Consider the following 18,922-nt stretch of genomic DNA (forward strand, 5'->3'; position numbering starts at 1 on the left):
GCTTTCAGCAGTAAAGGTTTAGAAGGGGAGTTAAACTCAAGTAGGGGCGAATGCCATTCACCCCTACAAGATGATACAGTGTATTTCATATTAGTGGTGCCGTCACATTGCTATGAACGGTTTTCCCGACTTTTACCGGGAATTGCCTGGCTTGATGTATCTGTACACCAGTCGCGGGCAAGATGCCCGCACTACAAAGACTTTACCATTTATATTTATGCCTCATCTACCTGCAATCTGCTGTATAACTATCTAACAGATTTTCCCATGCGAAATAGCACTGTAAAAGTATTATCATTTACTATAAGATTATTTCCAAAAGGATCTTTTCCATAATTATATTCCTGATTTTGCCAATTCAAAGATAGGGTCGGACTATTATATTTATTGTTCAGTCGCCAAGTTACACTGGCACCATAAACGGAGCGGCTAGAGGTTTCATCAACTGGTGCGAAATAAGTAGAGAAAGTAACAGTTTTGAGGGGACGAATACTGAACTCTAGCAATAAACGGTCTTCAAAAGAATTGGGTAAAATATCCCCAAAATAGTAGGTGACACCAACAGAAGCTATTCTCCAATTCAAACGAGCGCTAGCAGCAAGTTCACTAGCAGGTGAATTATTGACAGTATCCCCAATTCTAGTGTCTCTATCTATAGCATAATTGAAGAATGTTGAGAAGGTTAAATTAGCATTTTTACTAATACGAAATCTTTTAGCCACATTGCCAAAAATTTGACTGTAATAATCTCGGTCTGGATTAATATAACCGATGGCACCACCACGAAAACTCCAACCATTTACCGTGCTTTTTGTATAATCAGCACCAAGGTAGAACTTGGGTTTTTCAGAGGCAATGACACCAGTATAGTAACGGAAAACATCTTGAGGACCCGTCCAATTTCCGGTAAAGCTCAGATGGGGAGAATAACTGGTTTCCTCCTGATAGATACTTTCTCTGACAAAGTTGGCATCTTGTTGTAAAAAGCTGAGATATACTTGGGCATAAAAATCTTGGAGGTTGGCAGTAGAAAATGTGTCTTGATTAACTGCTGATCCTAATTCGATATTGCTCTCTGCTCCGCCTTCCGATCCTGCTGTGGCGATCGCTAATTGCGGGCCAGTGGGGTCGTAGAATGTCCGGCCTTCGTTTATACTGCGCTCAATGATTGGGGAAAGACCTAACCAAATACTATGATAACTTCCTCTGGGAACTTCACTTAAGCTAGTAACGTCGGGTGTTAAACTTTTTGCTCTTCCAACTCCAGCGGAATAGATGGTAAAACTGCTGCTTGGTAAACGAGTATTATTTGCTGCTAAAAATAAATGGCGGTTGATATTAGAGTTAACAGAATTTTCACTACCTTTTAACTCCGGAATGACATCGGGTAAAAATTGCGCTCCTGCTTGAATTGCTGTATTTAACCCCCGGTTTTCATCGTCAAAAAACACGGTAAAACCATGAATTGTTCTGCCTAAAACTGCTTCTGTATCGTTGGCTTTGACTACTTGACGAACTCGTGATATTGTGGTAGCAATCGTGTAGTCATTTTCTTCTTCACGTTCAATTTCTGTTTTTTGAGATTGGGTGTTTCCGGGAAAAGCACCTGCATTGGGAAAATACAAGTCTACTCCTATGGGTTGACTGCTTGTTCCCCCTTGAAAACCGGGAAGTTTGATAAATGCTAAAGTTTCTGGTTCGACAACATCTCCTAATTGGGATCTTTGGAAGACACGAGTGGGTACTAAAAATTCTGGATCTATGCTGTTGCGGTCTATGGCTAAACCAGGGGTGTAAGTACATTGTTGGTCGTTGGGGGTATCGGGAAAAAAGCAAGCTGCTGTTAAGCTCAGTTGAATTTCTGTTCCTGTGAGGGTGCTAGGTTCAATTGTTCTGGTGGTAACTTTTCTGTCTAGGGGAACACTTCGTAGTTGGAAATAAGTGGCTTTTTGGTCTACGGTATAGATGTTATCACGGGTTAAGCTTTCGATGACTCTACCATTAAGTTTGAGAGTGCCATTGAAAAAGGTGTTGTTGTTGGCAGTGTCGGCAAAAGTTTGGGAAGTATTAAACTGCCATTCTGTGAGGTGACTGATGGGAATATTGTTGAGGGGAAAACTTGTGGTGAAGGGGCTAATTTTTTCATCGGCAGCAATGCGTGGGGGAATAATATAATTTGGGTCTGCGGGTGTGGTGGAATTTTTGGGCTTTTTATTTAATGAAGGTGTGGCATTGCATAATTGTGGGATGATTTTGTTAGAGAAGATCGAGCATAATTCCCGTGTCTCCGTGTCCCCGCGTCCCCGTGTCCCCGCGTCCCCGCGTCCCCGTATCTCCGCGTCTCCGTGTCTCCGTGTCTCCGTGTCTCCGCGTCCCCGTGTCTCCGTGTCAGCTTCAATCATCCCAGTATTCAGCAACGCTTTAGGTGCTGTAGGTTGGAGGTCTGTTGCTGAGGTAGACCATGTAGGAATTTCTGCTAATACTGGAGTTGAGTATGCTGTGGTTAGGATGGTGGAAATGACAGCAAAGTTTTTGGTGAGAGTTGCGGTGAATTGGGAAAAGTTGCTCATTATTGAGGATGCCGTAAATTGAGGAAGGAGTCTATTTATTAATACGGCAGGTAAAACTTTGTATCCGAATAATAGAAAATTGTCATTGCGAAATGACAGTGTTTTGTCATGGCGAGGGGGGTGGGTACCTGAGATTTTATGACTAGGATTTTTCTCCCCCCCGTGGCCATCTCTTTCATGAGATTGCTTCAGCTCCCTTAAGGTGTTGCTTAACAATCGACTTTTCCGGTTGTCGCCTCGCAATGACTCCCTCCTGTCATGGCGAGGGGGGTGGGTAGCTGAGATTTTATGACTAGGACTTTTATCCCCCCGTGGCCATCTCATGTTAGAGATTGCTTCGGCTCCTTTAAGCTGTTGCTCAATAATTAACTTGATTGAGCGATCGCCTCGCAATGACAGTCTTCTTGTCGCCATCTCATGTTAGAGATTGCTTCGGCTCCTTTAAGCTGTTGTTTAACAATGAACTTGGGGAAGCGATCGCCTCGCAATGACACTCCCCCCCGTGGCCATCTCATGTTAGAGATTGCTTCAGCTCCCTTAAGGTGTTGCTTAACAATCAACTTTTCCGGTTATCGCCTCGCAATGACGCTTTCCTGTTATGGCGAAGGCGGGTTAGGTTGCGCTCTGACTAAAATCATCGGCACCAACCAAACCAACATTAATACCCGATAACCTAGCCAAAAGTTCCCCAGTGGCAGCAACTTTAATCAAAGTGGAACTGCCACTTTCGAGTCGCACTAAGTCATCAAAACCGATACCCCCTTCTAATTGAATTTTATCCATGCCATCCTCAAACCGTTGAATCAGGTCTATACCTAATCCCGGACCAATGATAAATACATCATCTCCTGCACCGCCAATATATCTGTCGTTGCCAAGACCTCCATTCAAGGTATCATTTCCCGCACCACCGTTGAGGATGTCGTTACCACTGTCACCCAGGAGTAAGTCGTCACCACTGTCTCCGTTGAGGCGATCGTGAAGTAAACCTCCATTAAGGGTGTCATTATCGTCACCGCCATAAATTATGTCGTTGCCGTCACCGCCGTCAAGGTTGTCTTCACCGCCGTTACCGTATACTCTGTCGTGACCATCTAATGCTGAGTAATTTTCTGCTGTGTTATCACCTCGGAATATATCCCTGCCTGGAGTTCCTGACTCTGTGGGAGTTTCATCAAGGTTGTTAACATTGATCGTAAATTGCTCTTGATAAGTTGCTCCGGCTGCATCAGTGGTTTGAACTCGGATACTATAACTATCCTTGGCTTCATAGTCTGGGGATGCTTTGATTAGCAGTTCGTCGTTGTTTGTACCGCCAATGGTGAAGGCGGCGTTGTCTGTATCTCCATCTCCTGAGACTAAATTATAGGTAAAAGTAGTATCTCCAGAGTCAGGATCGGTGGTAGTAAGTGTGCCGACTACGCTGTTACCTGCTACGTTTTCGTCGATAGTGTTGTTGTCAAGGGTGATGTCAGTAGGGGAGGCATTCTCAGAAAATTTAACTACATAGCTATCACGATCGCCATTACTGGTCAAATCATCGGTGCCATCAGAGTCGATGTCAATGGTGCCCTCGAAATCTCCTGTAGCCCAGACATTACCATTGCTGTCGGTGGCTATGCCATAGCCCCAGTCACTAATGCTACCGCCGATATTTTGAGCAAACAGGAAATTGCCATCACTGTCGAATTTGGCTACATAGCTATCCCTACTGCCATTACTGGTCAAATCATCGATGCCATCAGAGTTGAAGTCGATGCTGCCCTGGAAATATCCAGTAGCCCAGACATTACCATTGCTGTCCGTGGCTATGCCATAGCCCCAGTCACTACTGCCACCGCCGATATTTTGGGCAAACTGCAAGTTGCCATTACTGTCGAACTTGGCTACATAGCTATCAAAACTGCCATTACTGGTCAAATCATTGTTGCCATCAGAGTCGATGTCAATGGTGCCCTCGAAACCTCCTGTAGCCCAGACATTACCATTGCTGTCCGTGGCTATGCCATTGCCATAGTCACTACTGCTACCGCCGATATTTTGAGCAAACTGGAAATTGCCATCACTGTCGAACTTGGCTACATAGCTATCACGACTGCCATTATTACTGGTCAAATCATTGTTGCCATCAGAGTCGATGTCAATGGTGCCAAAGAAAAATCCAGTAGCCCAGACATTACCATTGCTGTCCGTGGCTATGCCATAGCCACGGTCATCACTGCTACCGCCGATATTTTGAGCAAACTGGAAATTGCCATCACTGTCGAATTTGGCTACATAGCTATCAAAACTGCCATGACTGGTCAAATCATCGGTGCCATCAGAGTTGAAGTCGATGCTGCCAAAGAAAAATCCAGTAGCCCAGACATTACCATTGCTGTCCGTGGCTATGCCATTGCCACGGTCAAAACTGCCACCGCCGATATTTTGAGCCAACAGCAAATTGCCATCACTGTCGAATTTGGCTACATAACTATCATCACTGCCATTACTGGTCAAATCATCGATGCCATCTCTGTCGATGTCAATGCTGCTACTGAAAAATCCAGTAGCCCAGACATTACCATTGCTGTCCGTGGCTATGCCATTGCCACGGTCAAAACTGCCACCGCCGATATTTTGAGCCAACAGGAAATCGCCATCACTGTCGAATTTGGCTACATAGCTATCAGTACTGCCATTACTGGTCAAATCATCGATGCCATCAGAGTTGAAGTCGATGCTGCCCTGGAAATATCCTGTAGCCCAGACATTACTATTGCTGTCCGTGGCTATGCCATTGCCACGGTCAAAACTGCTACCGCCGATATTTTGGGCTACTTGCAACTGATAGTTGAAGACACCACTGTAGGTTTCCATGACTTCTGTTTGTAGTGCCCTCGGTTGGTTAACTTGACCTGTATTTACCTCCAACTCCCAATTTCCACCTTTAATAGCTGCCCCAGTCAAAGTATGAGAAGCTGCAATATCTGCCCCTGTCAAACCCCGCAACTTACTGACAAACTCCTCTCCTGCATCCCCAGCAGCTACATGACAACCATACAGCAGCAAGTTATCAATATTCCACTGTTGCAGTTGAGGTGCATACTGTTTGAGAGTATCTAAACTCAGTTGACTATTTCCCAGGTACAGACAACCAGGGGCACCGTGGGAAATAATATGAACAGTTTTTTGCCCTGGATATTGTTGTAAGATTTCGTCTATTTGTTCGATACCATCAGTAGCAGTATCCAGAATAAAAGGTTGAGCTGTGGCAACTACACCGTCAAATAATTGTTGATAGTTGTCAACTCCGGTGTCGATAAAAACTAGAGTAGAAGTTTGATTGAAAGTTTTGGTAGTATTGTTCATTTTTTTTACCTCAAAAAACTTGTTTGTTATAGGACTTACGCAATACAACGTATTTTCGTCATTGCGACCGATAGGGTTTGCGGAGCAGTCCGGGACAACCTTCTGTCATGGCGAGGGGGGTGGGTAGGTCTGATTTCATCGCTTCAATTTTTATCCCCCCCGTGGCCATCTCTTCCATGAGATTGCTTCGGCTCATTTAAGCTGTTGTTCAACAATCAACTTTAGGAAGCGATCGCCTCGCAATGACCGTCTTCTTGTGGCCATCTGTTCCATGAGATTGCTTCGGCTCATTTAAGCTGTTGCTCAACAATCAACTTTAGGGAGCGATCGCCTCGCAATGACAGTCTTCTTGTGGCCATCTGTTCCATGAGATTGCTTCGGCTCACTTAAGCTGTTGCTCAACAATCAACTTTAGGGAGCGATCGCCTCGCAATGACAGTCTTCTTGTGGCCATCTGTTCCATGAGATTGCTTCGGCTCATTTAAGCTGTTGTTCAACAATCAACTTTGGGAAGCGATCGCCTCGCAATGACAGTCTTCTTGTGGCCATCTGTTCCATGAGATTGCTTCGGCTCATTTAAGCTATTGTTCAACAATCAACTTGAGGAAGCGATCGCCTCGCAATGACAGTCTTATTGTGGCCATCTGTTCCATGAGATTGCTTCGGCTCATTTAAGCTATTGTTCAACAATCAACTTTAGGGAGCGATCGCCTCGCAATGACAGTCTTTTGTCATGGCAATGGATGGATATTTGTAGGTTGGGTTGAAGCATGTTTGCGGAGCATTTCCAACGGAAAAACCCAACACTAGAGTATTTTTTGTTGGGTTTCGTTGGTCACTCAACCCAACCTACTCAACTAATTTTCGCTTCAACATCAGTGATAAATATCAGTTCGGGATTGTATATTTTGTAGGTAGTAGAGATAAGGTAGAATGCATCCCCCTCCAACTGTTTTTTGGACGATGAGCGTCAGGCGATCGCTCTCAAAGGACGATAATGAAATGGCTTTTGCTTTGGGAATAAATTTGGAACGCAATAATTTGGTGTTGGGTTTCCTTTCACTCAACCCAACCTACCCAACTACTCAACTACTACGGAGCTTCAACCACAGCCTCACCAGCAGCAGTACCAAGTTGTACGGTAACAGTTCCAGCACTAAAGGTATTATCTTGTGTAGTACCCCGGGCGGTATCTTCAACAGGGTTAACGCTGAAACCAGTAGGATCGCCCACACCACCGAATCCTTGTATGCCAGCACTACCTAAAGCCCAAGCAGAGTTCTGCAAACCAGTACCTGCTTCGTAGTTAAAAGCAGCAGCAGAAGCATTTTCCTTACCTACTGCAGCAGACACAGCTACACCTGTAACAGCATCATTGACAACAGTGAAAGCCGCACTACCAGCGATACCACCTTCACCAGCACGAGCTACAGTGGCAAAACCCAAAGCATTGAGAATAACTAGGCCACCAACTACAGTTAAACGACGAATAATTGTATTTTTCATTTTGAACTCCAAGATTGTTTTTTTGTCTTCTATTAGTAAGACTGTTTTGGGTGGGAAATTGTGAATTTTTTTTAGGAGAGTATGGCGCTAGGTGCAACTGAGAAGTCATCTGACCAGAAATTTTTCGGTGTCCAAATATTCCACCAACGAACGGAATTTACAGTCTATCCCCCCCCTTATCAAGGGGCTTTTAACTTTTTTTCCACAACAAATTTCCCTTGACTCATATTGCGTCAAAGGTATTCTAAGGGCGAATTTTTAATCAAAAAAGCTATACTATCGCCCAGTTATGAAGTCAAAAGTCAGAAGTCAAAAGTAATTCCTGAGTGAGATGGCAATTTTTCTTGACTCTATATTCCACCAATAATATTCCGGAGGCGAATTATTAACTAATTTAAGTGGTTGGCTAAAACCTTTTGACCACTGATAACTGTTAACTGTTAACTGATAACTGAAATAACCTTTTGCCTTTTGCTTAGTCTCCTTCAATAATTCCACTAACACTGACAGAGCAACGAGCTGTTGTTTTCTATTTCCAACATTCTCTATTTCGGGCAACTTCTCCTCAACGGTTGCCTCAACTAAAATAGACTCAGTTTTCTCTTCAGACAAAACGGTCTCCTGGGGTATCTCAACAGTCACAATTTCTGTTGCCGACTCTGGAGGTGGAAAGTTTTCTACTTTTCCAGACTCAATAACAGGAATTTCTCCTTCTTTTTTATATTCCTGGTATTTATCTCGCAAAGTAGCTCGTGCTTGAGAAATTCGCTTGCGGACATTATCGTAAAAAATGTTCAACTCTGTAGCTATTTCTTGGTAAGAGTATTGTTTCTCAAAATAGAGAACAAAAGTTTCCCGTAGTCTCTTTGGTAAATCATCAATGGCCAGACAAAAAAAATTTTCTAATTCTTGCTGCTACGCAGCAAGAATTGGACTTTCTGCTTGAGAAACCTCATTAGAAAGAACCAAGTCTACATCCTCTACTTCTAGATCGTAGCGAGTACGCTGCTTAAGTAGATCCATGCAAAGGTTATAAGTTAGTTTAGCCAGCCAAGCTTTAAAATTCTCAATTACTTTGGCGGACTGTTGTATTTTTTCCCTAGCCTTGAGCATGGCCATACTCAGAGCATCTTCTGCTTCTGTGGAGTTGCCTCCCATCCATTTGATACAGCAACGGTAGAGATAGTCTTGATACTCTTGCCATTGTTGCCAAAATACTGAATCAATATCTGCAGTTCTTTTGTGCCTATCCAAAATTTTACGTTTTTATTCAAAACAACACATTTGGGCAGGCACCCTGGTTTTTTTCAATCGGAAGTATATTGTTATTTAACGAGCGTTTCCTATAGTTTAATTTTTAACTTTTGTTAACATATTACTAATTTAATTGTTCTTGTCAGGATAAGAACTTTAAAGATTTAGTGAAGTTATAGATAGAGGTTATTTGGGTAAATTTACTGAGAGGTTGTCTGATAAGTCCCATTTGCTACATCACTCGCCCCCTAAATCCCCCAATTTTGGGGGACTTTTAAGCCCCCTAAATCCCCCAATTTTGGGGGACTTTGAGAAGCAAATTGACTCTTGTTCCCCCCAAAGTTGGGGGGCTAGGGGGGCAAAATTCAATATCAAAAAACTTCTCGGAGGATATCTGAGAAGTTATTCTTAAAAAGATAATATTTGTTATTCCAGCGATCGCTATATAAGGGGAGATAGCGTCGGATTATTTATCATATTTTATATCATACTATTTCGTGTATAATAATTACTATTTCCCCAGCTTAATGTCAAAATCACGGGATATTTCATCAAGGATCAATACACCCGTCGCGGGCAAGATGCCCGCACTACAAAGACTTGAACGTTCATTTTTATATCTCATATACCTGCAATCTGCTATATATGTTTAAAATTCTATAATTACTTCAATCTCCCCCACTCCCCTACTCCCCCACTACCTTACTATTGCTGATAATCAGATATAACTTTTTCCAAATACCAAATCCTATCTCTTCCAGGATATTTTTCTCGGACTCTTGCGATTAATCTTTCTGCCATTTCCCAATGCCCACCAACCATTTTTAAAAGTTTTTGTTGTAGTTGTTTATATTGATTATCTTCGTTAAGATTCTGATTTTGACTAGGAACAGTTCCCTGAATTTTCTTCAAGTTATCTAAGGTTTTTTTATAGTTCTTCCAATCTTCAGCATCGCCGAATAATTTAGCAGCATTCTGATAATCATCTATGGCTTTTTTCATTTCTTCTAAACGAGAATAAATAATGCCTCGATGATAAAAAGCTTTAGCTTCATTAGGATTAATTTTTAATGCTTGTTCATAATCTATCATTGCCTCTTGATACGCCCCCATATCCCGATAAGTATTTCCCCTACTTACATAAGTAAGTGAATTATTCGGTTCAAATTTTAAAGCTGCATCAAAGTCAGCGATCGCTCCTTTAAAATCTCCCATTTTACTGCGAATTATCCCTCGATTTTGATAAGCTAAAATATCTCGTTGGTTAAATTGCAAAGCTTTATTAAAATCTGATATTGCGCCTAAACTATCTCCTTGTTTATAACGAATAATTCCTCGACAACAATAGGCTTGAGCATCTTCAGGGTCTACTTGTAAAGCCCAGTTTAAATCTGCTATTACTCCCTGGCGATCGCCTTTTTCAAATTTTATTAAAATCTTAGTTAAAAATGTTTTATTATCATCTTTTTGGAGATGATTTTCAATTTTTACAGCAGTAGTAGATACAGATTGCATTTGTTTAATATTATCCAAACATTTCCGACAATTAACTGCATCTTTCTGTTCTAAATACAATTCTGCTCCTCGCTTAAAATTATCTATGGCATCTGCTTGATTATGTTGTTGACGATAAGCATTACCTAACAATTTATATACCGGAGCATAGTGATTATTAATAGCAATTATTTGATTTGCATCTGCAATAGTTGCCGAAATATCTTTTACTGCCAATTTAGCAATACCACGAGCTAAATAAGCATCTATATAATTAGGATTAATTGCTAAAGCTTGAGTATAATCAGCGATCGCTTCTTTGTTTTTTCCTAAATCAAACTTTGCTAAACCTCGGCCATAATAAGCTTCAGCAAAGTTAGGATTAATTTCTATAACTCGACTAAAATATTGAATTGCTGCCTCATAGTCTTTAGCACGAGATTTTGCTACTGCTTGCTTATAGATTTCTTGTTCCATTACACTCTAAATTAATTGTTTTATGAACAATCCTAGCATTTATTTGAAGGAAGAAGAAAGAAGGAAGAAGGAAAAAGGAAGAAGGAAGAAGGAAGAAGGAAGAAGGAAGAAGGAAGAAGGAAGAAGTGGATGGGTACTCAAACCCCTTCTTGAGTAGTTAGGGACGTTGCATGCAACGTCCGTACAGGGAGAGAACCCACCCCTAACCCCTCCCAGGAGGGGAAGTAAACAATTAATAATTATCTCTTCTTTTCAAGGAGAGATAATTGTTAATTATTAATTATTAATTATTAATTATTAATTATTAATTATTAATTGTTAATTGCCTTTTTCAACTTTCATAAATTTCCAGAGGCAACCCATCTGGGTCGGGAAAGAAAGTAAAACGTTTGCCAGTTATTTCATCAATTCTAATATTTTCTACTTCTATATTGTGGGATTTCAAATAATCGACAGATTCATCAATATTATCTACTTCTAAAGCTAAATGTCTCAAACCACAAGCTTCTGGACGAGTTAATCTTTTTGGAGGGTTGGGAAATGAAAATAACTCTATGCGATCGCCACTTCCTACAAGTAAATCTAATTTATAGGAATTGCGTGGTTTTCTCCAAGTTTCTTGAATAATTTCAAACCCTAAAATCTTCACATAAAAATGTTTTGATTTTTCATAATTAGAGCAAATAATTGCAACATGATTAAAGCTTTTGATTTTCATAGAGTAATCCTGTGGTTGGCAATAGTAATTAACAAAAATAAAATCATAAAAATTAGAGTTTAAAAATGCTCCATCAAAGGAAATTCCACAATTTTATCGCCTATCTATGTCTATAATTTTTTCTGTTTTTATCTTTTTCTTTTGGGTTTAATACCCCAGCGTCTAGACCGTGTTTACAATTGGTTGAGGTTTGAGTCCCTATCGATTTTTTCTTCCTTCCTTCTTCCTTCTTCCTTCTTCCTTAGCAATACTAAAATATTCGCGAGCAAGATGCTCGCACTATCAAATTTATCTTTTCTCTTATGGGTGTAATACCCTAACGTCAACTGCGGTGTCTAGAATTGGTTGGAGATTGATCGAGGGTCATGGCAACTTTTTAATATCCCCTCTTTCTTCCTTCTTCCTTCTTCCTTCTTCCTTCTTCCTTCTTCCTTCTTCCTTCTTCCTTCTTCCTTCTTCCTTCTTCCTTCTTCCTTAGCAATACTAAAATATTCGCGAGCAAGATGCTCGCACTATCAAATTTATCTTTTCTCTTATGGGTGTAATACCCTAACGTCAACTGCGGTGTCTAGAATTGGTTGGAGATTGATCGAGGGTCATGGCAACTTTTTAATATCCCCTCTTTCTTCCTTCTTCCTTCTTCCTTCTTCCTTCTTCCTTCTTCCTTCTTCCTTCTTCCTTCTTCAATGCCTATAATTTATGACAACTTTCATTACTGCATTTACCCTTAACAATAACCTCATAACTTTCAGGATAAATTCCTGGTGGTAAGCGATCTACTTGTAAATTACTAAAAATTTCCCAGTCTAAGTCAACGATCGCGCCACAGTTTTGACAGCAAAAATGATGATGAGGTTTAACGTTAGCGTCATAACGAGTTACTCCCTCTTCCAGCAATACTTCTTTAACTAACCCTACTTCTCGTAACACAGTTAGGGCGCTATAAATAGTTGCTTTGGAAGAAATTGGTAACTCACGGTTGACTTCACTCAGTATCTCCTCAACTGTGGGATGGTCTGAACGAGATAAGAGATTAGCATAAACCGCAAACCGCTGAGGGGTAATTCTCAGCCCTTTAGATTGCATTTTTTCCTTAATATTTGTTGCAGTATAGTTACTGTTCATTAACTTAAGCTTATTATATACATTTTATACCAGCCTCAGATTATAACACATCTCAACAAATATTGGTTGTTAAATTAAAATCAATCTTTTCCTTGACATTTTCTTAAATCAGAATTATTCTTAGAAACAACAGAGTCAAAGAAATAATTCAGGAGAACACCATGGACTTGTCCAACTCTAACACCGCCAAAAACTTGTCTGACGCCTTTGCAGGGGAATCAATGGCTAACCGTAAATATCTCTTTTTTGCCGAAGTAACCAAGAAATTGGGCATGGAAGATTTAGCCAAACTTTTCCGGGAAACAGCTAACCAAGAAACTCAACACGCCTTTTCTCACTTTCGCCTACTTCACCCAGAGTTAGTGGTAGACGACCCATCTACTTTGACTGAAAAGCAGAAAAAAGCGATCGCTTCTCGTTGTCTAGAGTTAGCAATTGAAGGAGAGACCTACGAATATACAACTATGTACCCAGAATTTGCTGAACAAGCACGAGTAGATCGTGATAGTGCAGCAGCAGCAGAATTTAAGGAGCAAGAGGAAGAGTCTCGCGAACACGCTTCCATGTTTCGCCAAGCAACTCATAAGTTTGGTTTATTGACTAGCATTGAGCATCACCACGCGGATCAATATACAGAAGCTCTCGAAGGTTTGAATGGTGTTGCACCGAAACAAAAAGCTGCTGGAAAGGAAGCTGCAACCCGTAAATGGATCTGTCGGGTGTGTTCGATGATTTACGATCCAGTTGTTGGCGACCCTGACTCTGGTATTGCTGCTGGTACAGCATTTGAAGATATTCCTGAAGATTGGTATTGCCCTATTTGTGGAGCGCAGAAGAAATCTTTTGTTCCTTATGAAGAGGCGGTTGCAGCTTAAGTGTTTTTTTTGAAGGAAGAAGGAAGAGGGAAGAAGGAAGAATATTGCTTTGTCTTAGTTTTAAGCTTTTTATCTATTCTAACTTTTCCTTCGACTGCTATATATCAAATCTGACTGATAACTTACTATAAAATCATTGCCATAGGAAAGTAATCTCCAATAGTTTTTGGGGTTGCTTTTCCATATTAGATTTTGCATGATTTTAATTTATGTTGGAAAAGACAATTTCTGCTGCTTTTGGTAATTCAATGGGGATGAAATAATTGTTGGGGTAGAGGTAATCTTCGTTTGATTCGTCGATAACTCGAATCATTTGATGTTTAGTGGCAGTAGTGTCGGGGATGACTTGATAAATTTTGCGAATTTCTAATGAGGTTGGGTAGTTTTTGTTGTTAATGCAGATGACAAATTGTCTGTGAAAATTAGGAGGTTGAATCATTATTTAGACATTAATAATTAATTTAGTTCTAATTGTTATAAATGTAATATCATATTCGGTTGAACAGTTGTCATTACGAACGTAGCGATAGCGGAGTGAAGTAATCGCAAAAAAGTACTGTGATTGCTTTCCCTTCCGGAATGCTCCGCAAACGCTTCACTTCGTTCCCCTCGCAATGACATATCGTAACTGATTTACCGGACATGATATAACTGTTAAATAATTACTTTTGAAGTGTCTTGAAATGAAACTCTAAAAAATCTTTGAGTGACTGAGGAAAGGGAACGCGAGGCGCTAGAATTTCTACTGCATTTTCTATAGTAATCTGAGTACGAGTTTTAAAAATAGACTTGCCTTCTGAATCTCTTAAATTTGTAAGTTTATTGAGGAAGGTAACAAAAAAACATAATTCATACTTGCCTCTAATATATTGTTTGGCTTCATATTTTTTGAGATGATAGACAATTTTTCTTATCTGAATCCAACAATTATTAGGTGTTTCTACACTGCACTGTTTTTCTAAATAAAATAGTTTTTTATACATGATTTTGACTATTTTCAAGTCATTTGTTAATTTGAAGAAATTCTTCATTTTAAGATTATTACTATTAGGTTGATATTGTTCCTTTTTAAGATAAATTATCCATGACATAATTGGCAAAAGATAGCGACAAAAAGTTTGCCATTCTTGCTCGAACTGGTTTTCTATATCAGCAAGCTGATTTGAGTCAGTAATATGATAAAAATCTTCGCAAACTCTTCTGAACATAGTTGCTGTGACTATGAAATTTTCAATAGAGTAGTAATCAGTAACATAAAGATTTTGATATTTAGGTAATACTTCATCTATAAGATCAGATAAGTCTTTATCTACAAAAAATAAAGTTCTACTTTTATTAGATACGCGCTTGATTACTTTTTCATACAATGTATAAACTTTTTGCTTACCCCCACAAATATATTTAAAATCAGAGTAATTTTGGGGAAGCATCTGTTTGATAAAGTGATTATAAAAGGAAACATCATCATTTCCTTCAAAGAATAAATGAACAGTTTTTTGATGCTCTTTGTAATCTTTGATGAATTGCAGATAAGTATTTCCTGGTTCACGAGCATCTCTTAACTGGTCGAGAAAATTCATAATTATTGAGAAATAAATTCGGTTAATGAATGAGTATATGAATCTAGTTCATTGTCAAAAATAAATGGAGAATGTGTTACTGCAATTAGACCATTACAACGTCCACTATGCAAAATATCTGGTAAAAAACGTTTTTGCCAAGGTACTGATAAAGAAAGTTCTGGTTCATCTATAATTACAAAATAATCTGATGTATCTGATAAATATAGATGAGAAAAAAGTGATACAATTTGCTTTTCTCCAGAGGATAGCATTTTCAATTCAATTTCTTCATTCTCTAGTTTTTGATTATTTTCATTCTTGATATTTTGTCGGTCTAAGGTGATATAAATTCTCAAATTAATATTGTCATACCGTAGTTGTTTGCCAACTAGATAATTATTACAAACATTGATAAAACTGCGAATATCTTTTTCTTGTTCTTGTTGTTGTTTATGCCATTTAAGTAATTTGATTAGAAAATGAGCAGTAACCTTTTGCTCTTCTTCTATTTCTCCTTCATTTTTGATTTTTTCGAGCATATCCCGTAATTCTTTCTTCTCTTTTTCTGGAAGAAATTTTTCATCAATCCTACTAAAAATTGATTCAACAGTTTCATTATCTAAGTTTTTTAATTCCTCCACCTCAGCTTTTTGATAAATTTTATTAATTAAGTCTTTTAGAACTGTGGCAATTAAATTTTCTAACTGATTACGCACACTATTTTTTAAGTTATCCATTTTTCTATTTATAGTTTGTTCAACATCTTCCATACCAAATTCAACTAATTCTACATAATCTTTTTGTTTAGTTATCCTAGAGATTTTTTTTTCATATAATTCTGAATAAAAATCTGGAAAAATTGCTTTTAAATCTTGCTCAATTCGTCTATAGGTTGGCAGATATAAAACTTTATCCTTAACTATTTTTGTGATTTTTTTAAATTCGTTTTTTACGATTCTTATTGAATTATCTATCTCTATAATTCTTTGAAAGTCTAACAGATTATATTCTCTTGTATTTCCTCTTGAAAATTCACTCAAAAATTCAGATATAAATGTTGATATATCAAGTAAAAAATTGAGATTATTTCTATCTTCTAAATCTATATATTCTGGAATAAATTTTTTTAAAAGAATTTTAGATTCTCTGATTTGCTTGATAATAATATTGAGCTGTTTTTTAGATAAAACAATCTTTTCCTGATCAGTAGCTAGAGAAATTTCTTTAAAATCATATTGATTAATTTTTTTTAATTGAAAAGTCAATAAAAAGAAAATCAAATTAGCAATTGTACTTTTTCCCGTACCATTCTCACCGACTAAAACGAGCTTATTATCCTTAATAGGAATTTTAAATGTTTGATAACCCCATAACTCCTCTATTGTAAATTCTGTAATTGAGATTGACATATCTATTTTCCTCAGTTTATTAAATATTTCCTATGACAGCAAGTTGAGTTATTCTGCATCACTTTACATTTAATTCTAGTAGAAAACACACCCATTATTTTAGGAAAAATCAACTTTGACAAATTTTACTGGTTTTAACAGGTATAAATAGTCATCATTGAAAACCATCCACTCTACTAAATGTTGAGATTATTTTTTATTTCCCCTTCTAAAAATCTATAGACCTAACAGCAAAATCTCCTAAAGTAACGGTAAAATTATCCTGCTGTTTTGTCGCTGCAAAATTCACCACAACTTCACAAGCAACAGCAACAGTTAACATTACTAAATTTCTCGCTAATGGATAATCACAAATATCATCATTGACTGGAGAAGGAACTCGATAATTTTCATTCCAAATTATCTCTGAATATTCAGAAGCTAACCCTACATGAAGACAAGAAATATTAGCATCAGCACAATAATTTTTCACAGCACTCCGACTAATACTATTATCAAAAGTATCAATCACTAACTCACTTTTTCCTAATAGTTTACCCACATTTTCTTCAGTTAATTTTTGAGCTTGACCATCAATTTTTACTCCTAAAGCACGATAGAGACTATTAGTCAAAATTTTAACCTTAAAAGCTCCCACATCAGAACGATAATAAGGTTGAGTAGATAAGTTACGCTCCTCAATGCGATCGCAATCTATAACTCGTAATTTACTAAACCCAGAACGAGCTAAATTTTCAGTAATATTTGCTCCTAAAGCACCTGCACCACAAATAGTTATTCACAAATTTTTTAGCTTTGTCATAACTTCTAGACTGCGGTAAAGTTGTTCGTGAAAAAACATAGTTTGGAAGGAAGAAGGAAGAAGGAAGAAGGAAGAAGGAAGAAATACTAAAGTTGGAAGTAGGAAGTAAGAAGTAAGAAGGAAGGAAAGGGGAAGTTAGAAGGGGTAAAGTTGGAAGTTAAAAGTTATCAATGTTTTGAAGGAAGAAGGAAGAGGGAAGAAGGAAGAAGGACTAAAGTTGGAAATAAGAAGTAAGAAGGAAGGAAAGAATAAGTAGGAAGGACTAAAGTTGAAAATTAAAAGTTATCAACTCGAAAGAAGAAGGGATATAATTTATCAGGAAGAAGTAAGAAGGGGTAAAGATTGCTTGGAGTTTATAGACTTGGAGTAGCTTTTTGGAGACTATCCCTATCTACTTTTTCCTTCTTACTTCCTTCTTCCTTCTTCCTTCTTACTTATTAATTGGAGTTTGTAGACATGGAGCAGCTTGTAGGAGACTATCCCTATCTACTTTTTCTTTCTTACTTCTTACTTCTTCCTTCTTCCTTCTTCCTTCTTACTTATTAAAGGTATTTTAATTTATGGGTAGTCATCGAGAACAATATATATGGAAAAGAGGTGTTAAAATGGCTATTAATTGCTACCAAATAACTCAACATTTTCCCACTTCTGAACTTTACGGTTTAACCAGTCAAATTCGTCGTAGTTGTGTTTCAGTTCCTTCAAATATTGCTGAAGGATATGGCAGAACAAGTAAAGTTGAATATATACGTTTTCTCAGAATTGCTCTAGGTTCCCTCAGAGAGTTAGATACCCAATTAATTATTGCTAAAGCAGTAAATTTAGCTAAACCAGAACTATTTAATTCTATCATTCAAGAAGTTGATGAACGACAACGTCTTATTATAGCCACTATTCGCAAATTAGAAGCATAATTTTCCTCTTTCTTCCTTCCTCTTTCTTCCTTCCTTTTTCCTACTTCCTTGTAACTTCAGTCTTTCCTTCCTCCTTCCTTTTTCTTGATTCGGTCTTTCCTCCTTCCTTCCCTCTTCCCTTCTTCCCTTCTTCTCTTCTTCCCTTCTTCCCTTCTTCCCTCCTTCCTTCCCTTCTTCCCTTCTTCCTTCTTCCCTCTTCCTTCTTCCTTCTTTAACAACACCCACTAAAGACTGTAAGTCAAAATGTCGATCGCCCCCACTCAAAAAAATACCAGCACTCACCACTGTCAAATCATTTTTATCAATAGCAGAAGTATGACGTTCTCCATCCCTTGTCACCCATTCTACTTGCCAATAAGTAGAGCGATCGCGAAAATCCTGCAATTCACCTCCTCCCATTTCTAACGCTTCACGCAGTTGTTTTTCATCCCTTTGTTGTTGCATTTGTTTCATAAACTCTTCTTTTTGTCGCGCTACTAAGTCATAAACTGTTTTCATTTCTGGAGTTATCCCCTTAAACCTGACTTCTTTGAGTGGCGTAATATTTTTCAACGCTTCCCGTAACTGTTCCGCAACAAAAAGGTCAGCACGGCGATCGATATCTTCAAACCACCAGGAACTACCATCAAATCTAGCAATTATTGGCTCAAACATAGCTCCTTCTGTTACTAGATGATATCATGTCCGTTTATATCGTTTGTGTAAACCCAAGGGTGAATATCTACAGGAAATAATGGTTTTTTTCTTGCGAGGGTAGCCTTTCTTCCTCTTCTCTCTTCCCTCTTCCTTCTTCCCTCTTCCTTACCAAAAAATGAGGTCCAAAGCCTCCCCTTTTAAGGGGATGAAAAAATATTCAGTTCAGTAT

At 38.5% G+C, this 18,922-nt stretch carries 18 protein-coding genes and 1 pseudogene; 3 read left to right on the plus strand and 16 right to left on the minus strand.

The annotated features are described in order from the left end of the window. Nucleotides 1-248 precede the first annotated feature (248 nt). The 8 genes and pseudogenes from F6K23_RS01460 to F6K23_RS01495 all read right to left on the minus strand — a co-directional run bounded on the left by F6K23_RS01460 (nucleotide 249) and on the right by F6K23_RS01495 (nucleotide 10,652). Nucleotides 249-2,984, minus strand: coding sequence for a hypothetical protein (locus tag F6K23_RS01460; protein ID WP_293149843.1), 2,736 nt, complete (start codon nucleotides 2,982-2,984; stop codon nucleotides 249-251). Further along, entirely contained in the window at nucleotides 2,936-3,130 is a 195-nt protein-coding gene (locus F6K23_RS01465; RefSeq protein ID WP_293149845.1) for a hypothetical protein, read from the minus strand. The genes F6K23_RS01460 and F6K23_RS01465 overlap by 49 nt, the downstream gene beginning before the upstream one ends. Nucleotides 3,131-3,182: 52 nt before the next feature. Beyond that, complete coding sequence (locus F6K23_RS01470; RefSeq protein WP_293149847.1) at nucleotides 3,183-5,921, minus strand: DUF4347 domain-containing protein; 2,739 nt, start codon at nucleotides 5,919-5,921, stop codon at nucleotides 3,183-3,185. A 696-nt stretch (nucleotides 5,922-6,617) separates the two neighbouring features. After that, nucleotides 6,618-6,764: a hypothetical protein gene (locus F6K23_RS01475; RefSeq protein WP_293149849.1), complete on the minus strand. Its 147-nt coding sequence runs from the start codon at nucleotides 6,762-6,764 to the stop codon at nucleotides 6,618-6,620. Nucleotides 6,765-7,013: 249 nt separating this feature from the next. After that, nucleotides 7,014-7,427, minus strand: coding sequence for a hypothetical protein (locus F6K23_RS01480; protein WP_293149851.1), 414 nt, complete (start codon nucleotides 7,425-7,427; stop codon nucleotides 7,014-7,016). A gap of 309 nt (nucleotides 7,428-7,736) precedes the next feature. Beyond that, nucleotides 7,737-8,327, minus strand: a pseudogene (locus F6K23_RS01485) (RNA polymerase sigma factor); the annotation flags it as partial. A 15-nt stretch (nucleotides 8,328-8,342) separates the two neighbouring features. Beyond that, a complete protein-coding gene (locus tag F6K23_RS01490; protein WP_293149853.1) occupies nucleotides 8,343-8,681 on the minus strand; it encodes an RNA polymerase sigma factor in 339 nt (112 codons plus the stop codon). Between the two features lie 705 nt (nucleotides 8,682-9,386). Further along, nucleotides 9,387-10,652: a tetratricopeptide repeat protein gene (locus tag F6K23_RS01495; protein WP_293149855.1), complete on the minus strand. Its 1,266-nt coding sequence runs from the start codon at nucleotides 10,650-10,652 to the stop codon at nucleotides 9,387-9,389. Between the two features lie 22 nt (nucleotides 10,653-10,674). On the opposite strand from F6K23_RS01495, the gene F6K23_RS01500 reads away from it, so the two are divergent. After that, nucleotides 10,675-10,809, plus strand: a complete 135-nt coding sequence (locus F6K23_RS01500) for a hypothetical protein (protein ID WP_293149857.1) — start codon at nucleotides 10,675-10,677, stop codon at nucleotides 10,807-10,809. Nucleotides 10,810-10,983: 174 nt separating this feature from the next. Here F6K23_RS01500 and F6K23_RS01505 read toward each other — a convergent pair whose 3' ends face one another. The 3 genes from F6K23_RS01505 to F6K23_RS01515 form a co-directional block, all read right to left on the minus strand. Next, complete coding sequence (locus F6K23_RS01505) at nucleotides 10,984-11,370, minus strand: VOC family protein (RefSeq protein WP_293149859.1); 387 nt, start codon at nucleotides 11,368-11,370, stop codon at nucleotides 10,984-10,986. A 376-nt stretch (nucleotides 11,371-11,746) separates the two neighbouring features. After that, nucleotides 11,747-11,929, minus strand: a complete 183-nt coding sequence (locus F6K23_RS01510) for a hypothetical protein (protein ID WP_293149861.1) — start codon at nucleotides 11,927-11,929, stop codon at nucleotides 11,747-11,749. A 131-nt stretch (nucleotides 11,930-12,060) separates the two neighbouring features. Continuing rightward, nucleotides 12,061-12,456 (minus strand): Fur family transcriptional regulator, encoded by a 396-nt coding sequence (locus F6K23_RS01515; RefSeq protein ID WP_293149863.1) that lies wholly within the window; start codon nucleotides 12,454-12,456, stop codon nucleotides 12,061-12,063. A 200-nt stretch (nucleotides 12,457-12,656) separates the two neighbouring features. On the opposite strand from F6K23_RS01515, the gene rd reads away from it, so the two are divergent. Next, nucleotides 12,657-13,370, plus strand: a complete 714-nt coding sequence (gene rd, locus F6K23_RS41355) for a rubredoxin (protein WP_367267578.1) — start codon at nucleotides 12,657-12,659, stop codon at nucleotides 13,368-13,370. A gap of 202 nt (nucleotides 13,371-13,572) precedes the next feature. Here the strand turns inward: rd and F6K23_RS01530 are convergent, their stop codons facing one another. The 4 genes from F6K23_RS01530 to F6K23_RS01545 form a co-directional block, all read right to left on the minus strand. Further along, the gene (locus F6K23_RS01530; RefSeq protein ID WP_293149865.1) at nucleotides 13,573-13,809 is read right to left on the minus strand and encodes a hypothetical protein; all 237 of its coding nucleotides are present in this window, start codon (nucleotides 13,807-13,809) and stop codon (nucleotides 13,573-13,575) included. Nucleotides 13,810-14,032: 223 nt separating this feature from the next. Then, entirely contained in the window at nucleotides 14,033-14,950 is a 918-nt protein-coding gene (locus F6K23_RS01535) for a DUF4435 domain-containing protein (RefSeq protein ID WP_293149867.1), read from the minus strand. A gap of 2 nt (nucleotides 14,951-14,952) precedes the next feature. Next, on the minus strand, nucleotides 14,953-16,341 hold the full coding sequence (locus F6K23_RS01540; protein WP_293149869.1) for an AAA family ATPase: 1,389 nt from the start codon (nucleotides 16,339-16,341) through the stop codon (nucleotides 14,953-14,955). Between the two features lie 208 nt (nucleotides 16,342-16,549). Then, nucleotides 16,550-17,119, minus strand: a complete 570-nt coding sequence (locus tag F6K23_RS01545; protein ID WP_367267586.1) for a ThiF family adenylyltransferase — start codon at nucleotides 17,117-17,119, stop codon at nucleotides 16,550-16,552. Nucleotides 17,120-17,703: 584 nt separating this feature from the next. Here F6K23_RS01545 and F6K23_RS01550 point away from each other — a divergent pair. Then, the gene (locus F6K23_RS01550; protein WP_293149871.1) at nucleotides 17,704-18,057 is read left to right on the plus strand and encodes a four helix bundle protein; all 354 of its coding nucleotides are present in this window, start codon (nucleotides 17,704-17,706) and stop codon (nucleotides 18,055-18,057) included. Here F6K23_RS01550 and F6K23_RS01555 read toward each other — a convergent pair. Further along, the gene (locus F6K23_RS01555) at nucleotides 18,046-18,711 is read right to left on the minus strand and encodes a hypothetical protein (RefSeq protein ID WP_293149873.1); all 666 of its coding nucleotides are present in this window, start codon (nucleotides 18,709-18,711) and stop codon (nucleotides 18,046-18,048) included. The two genes, F6K23_RS01550 and F6K23_RS01555, sit on opposite strands and share 12 nt — an antisense overlap. Between the last annotated feature and the right edge of the window lie 211 nt (nucleotides 18,712-18,922).

The sequence above is a fragment of the Okeania sp. SIO2C9 genome (genome assembly GCF_010672455.1).
Lineage (GTDB): Bacteria > Cyanobacteriota > Cyanobacteriia > Cyanobacteriales > Microcoleaceae > Okeania.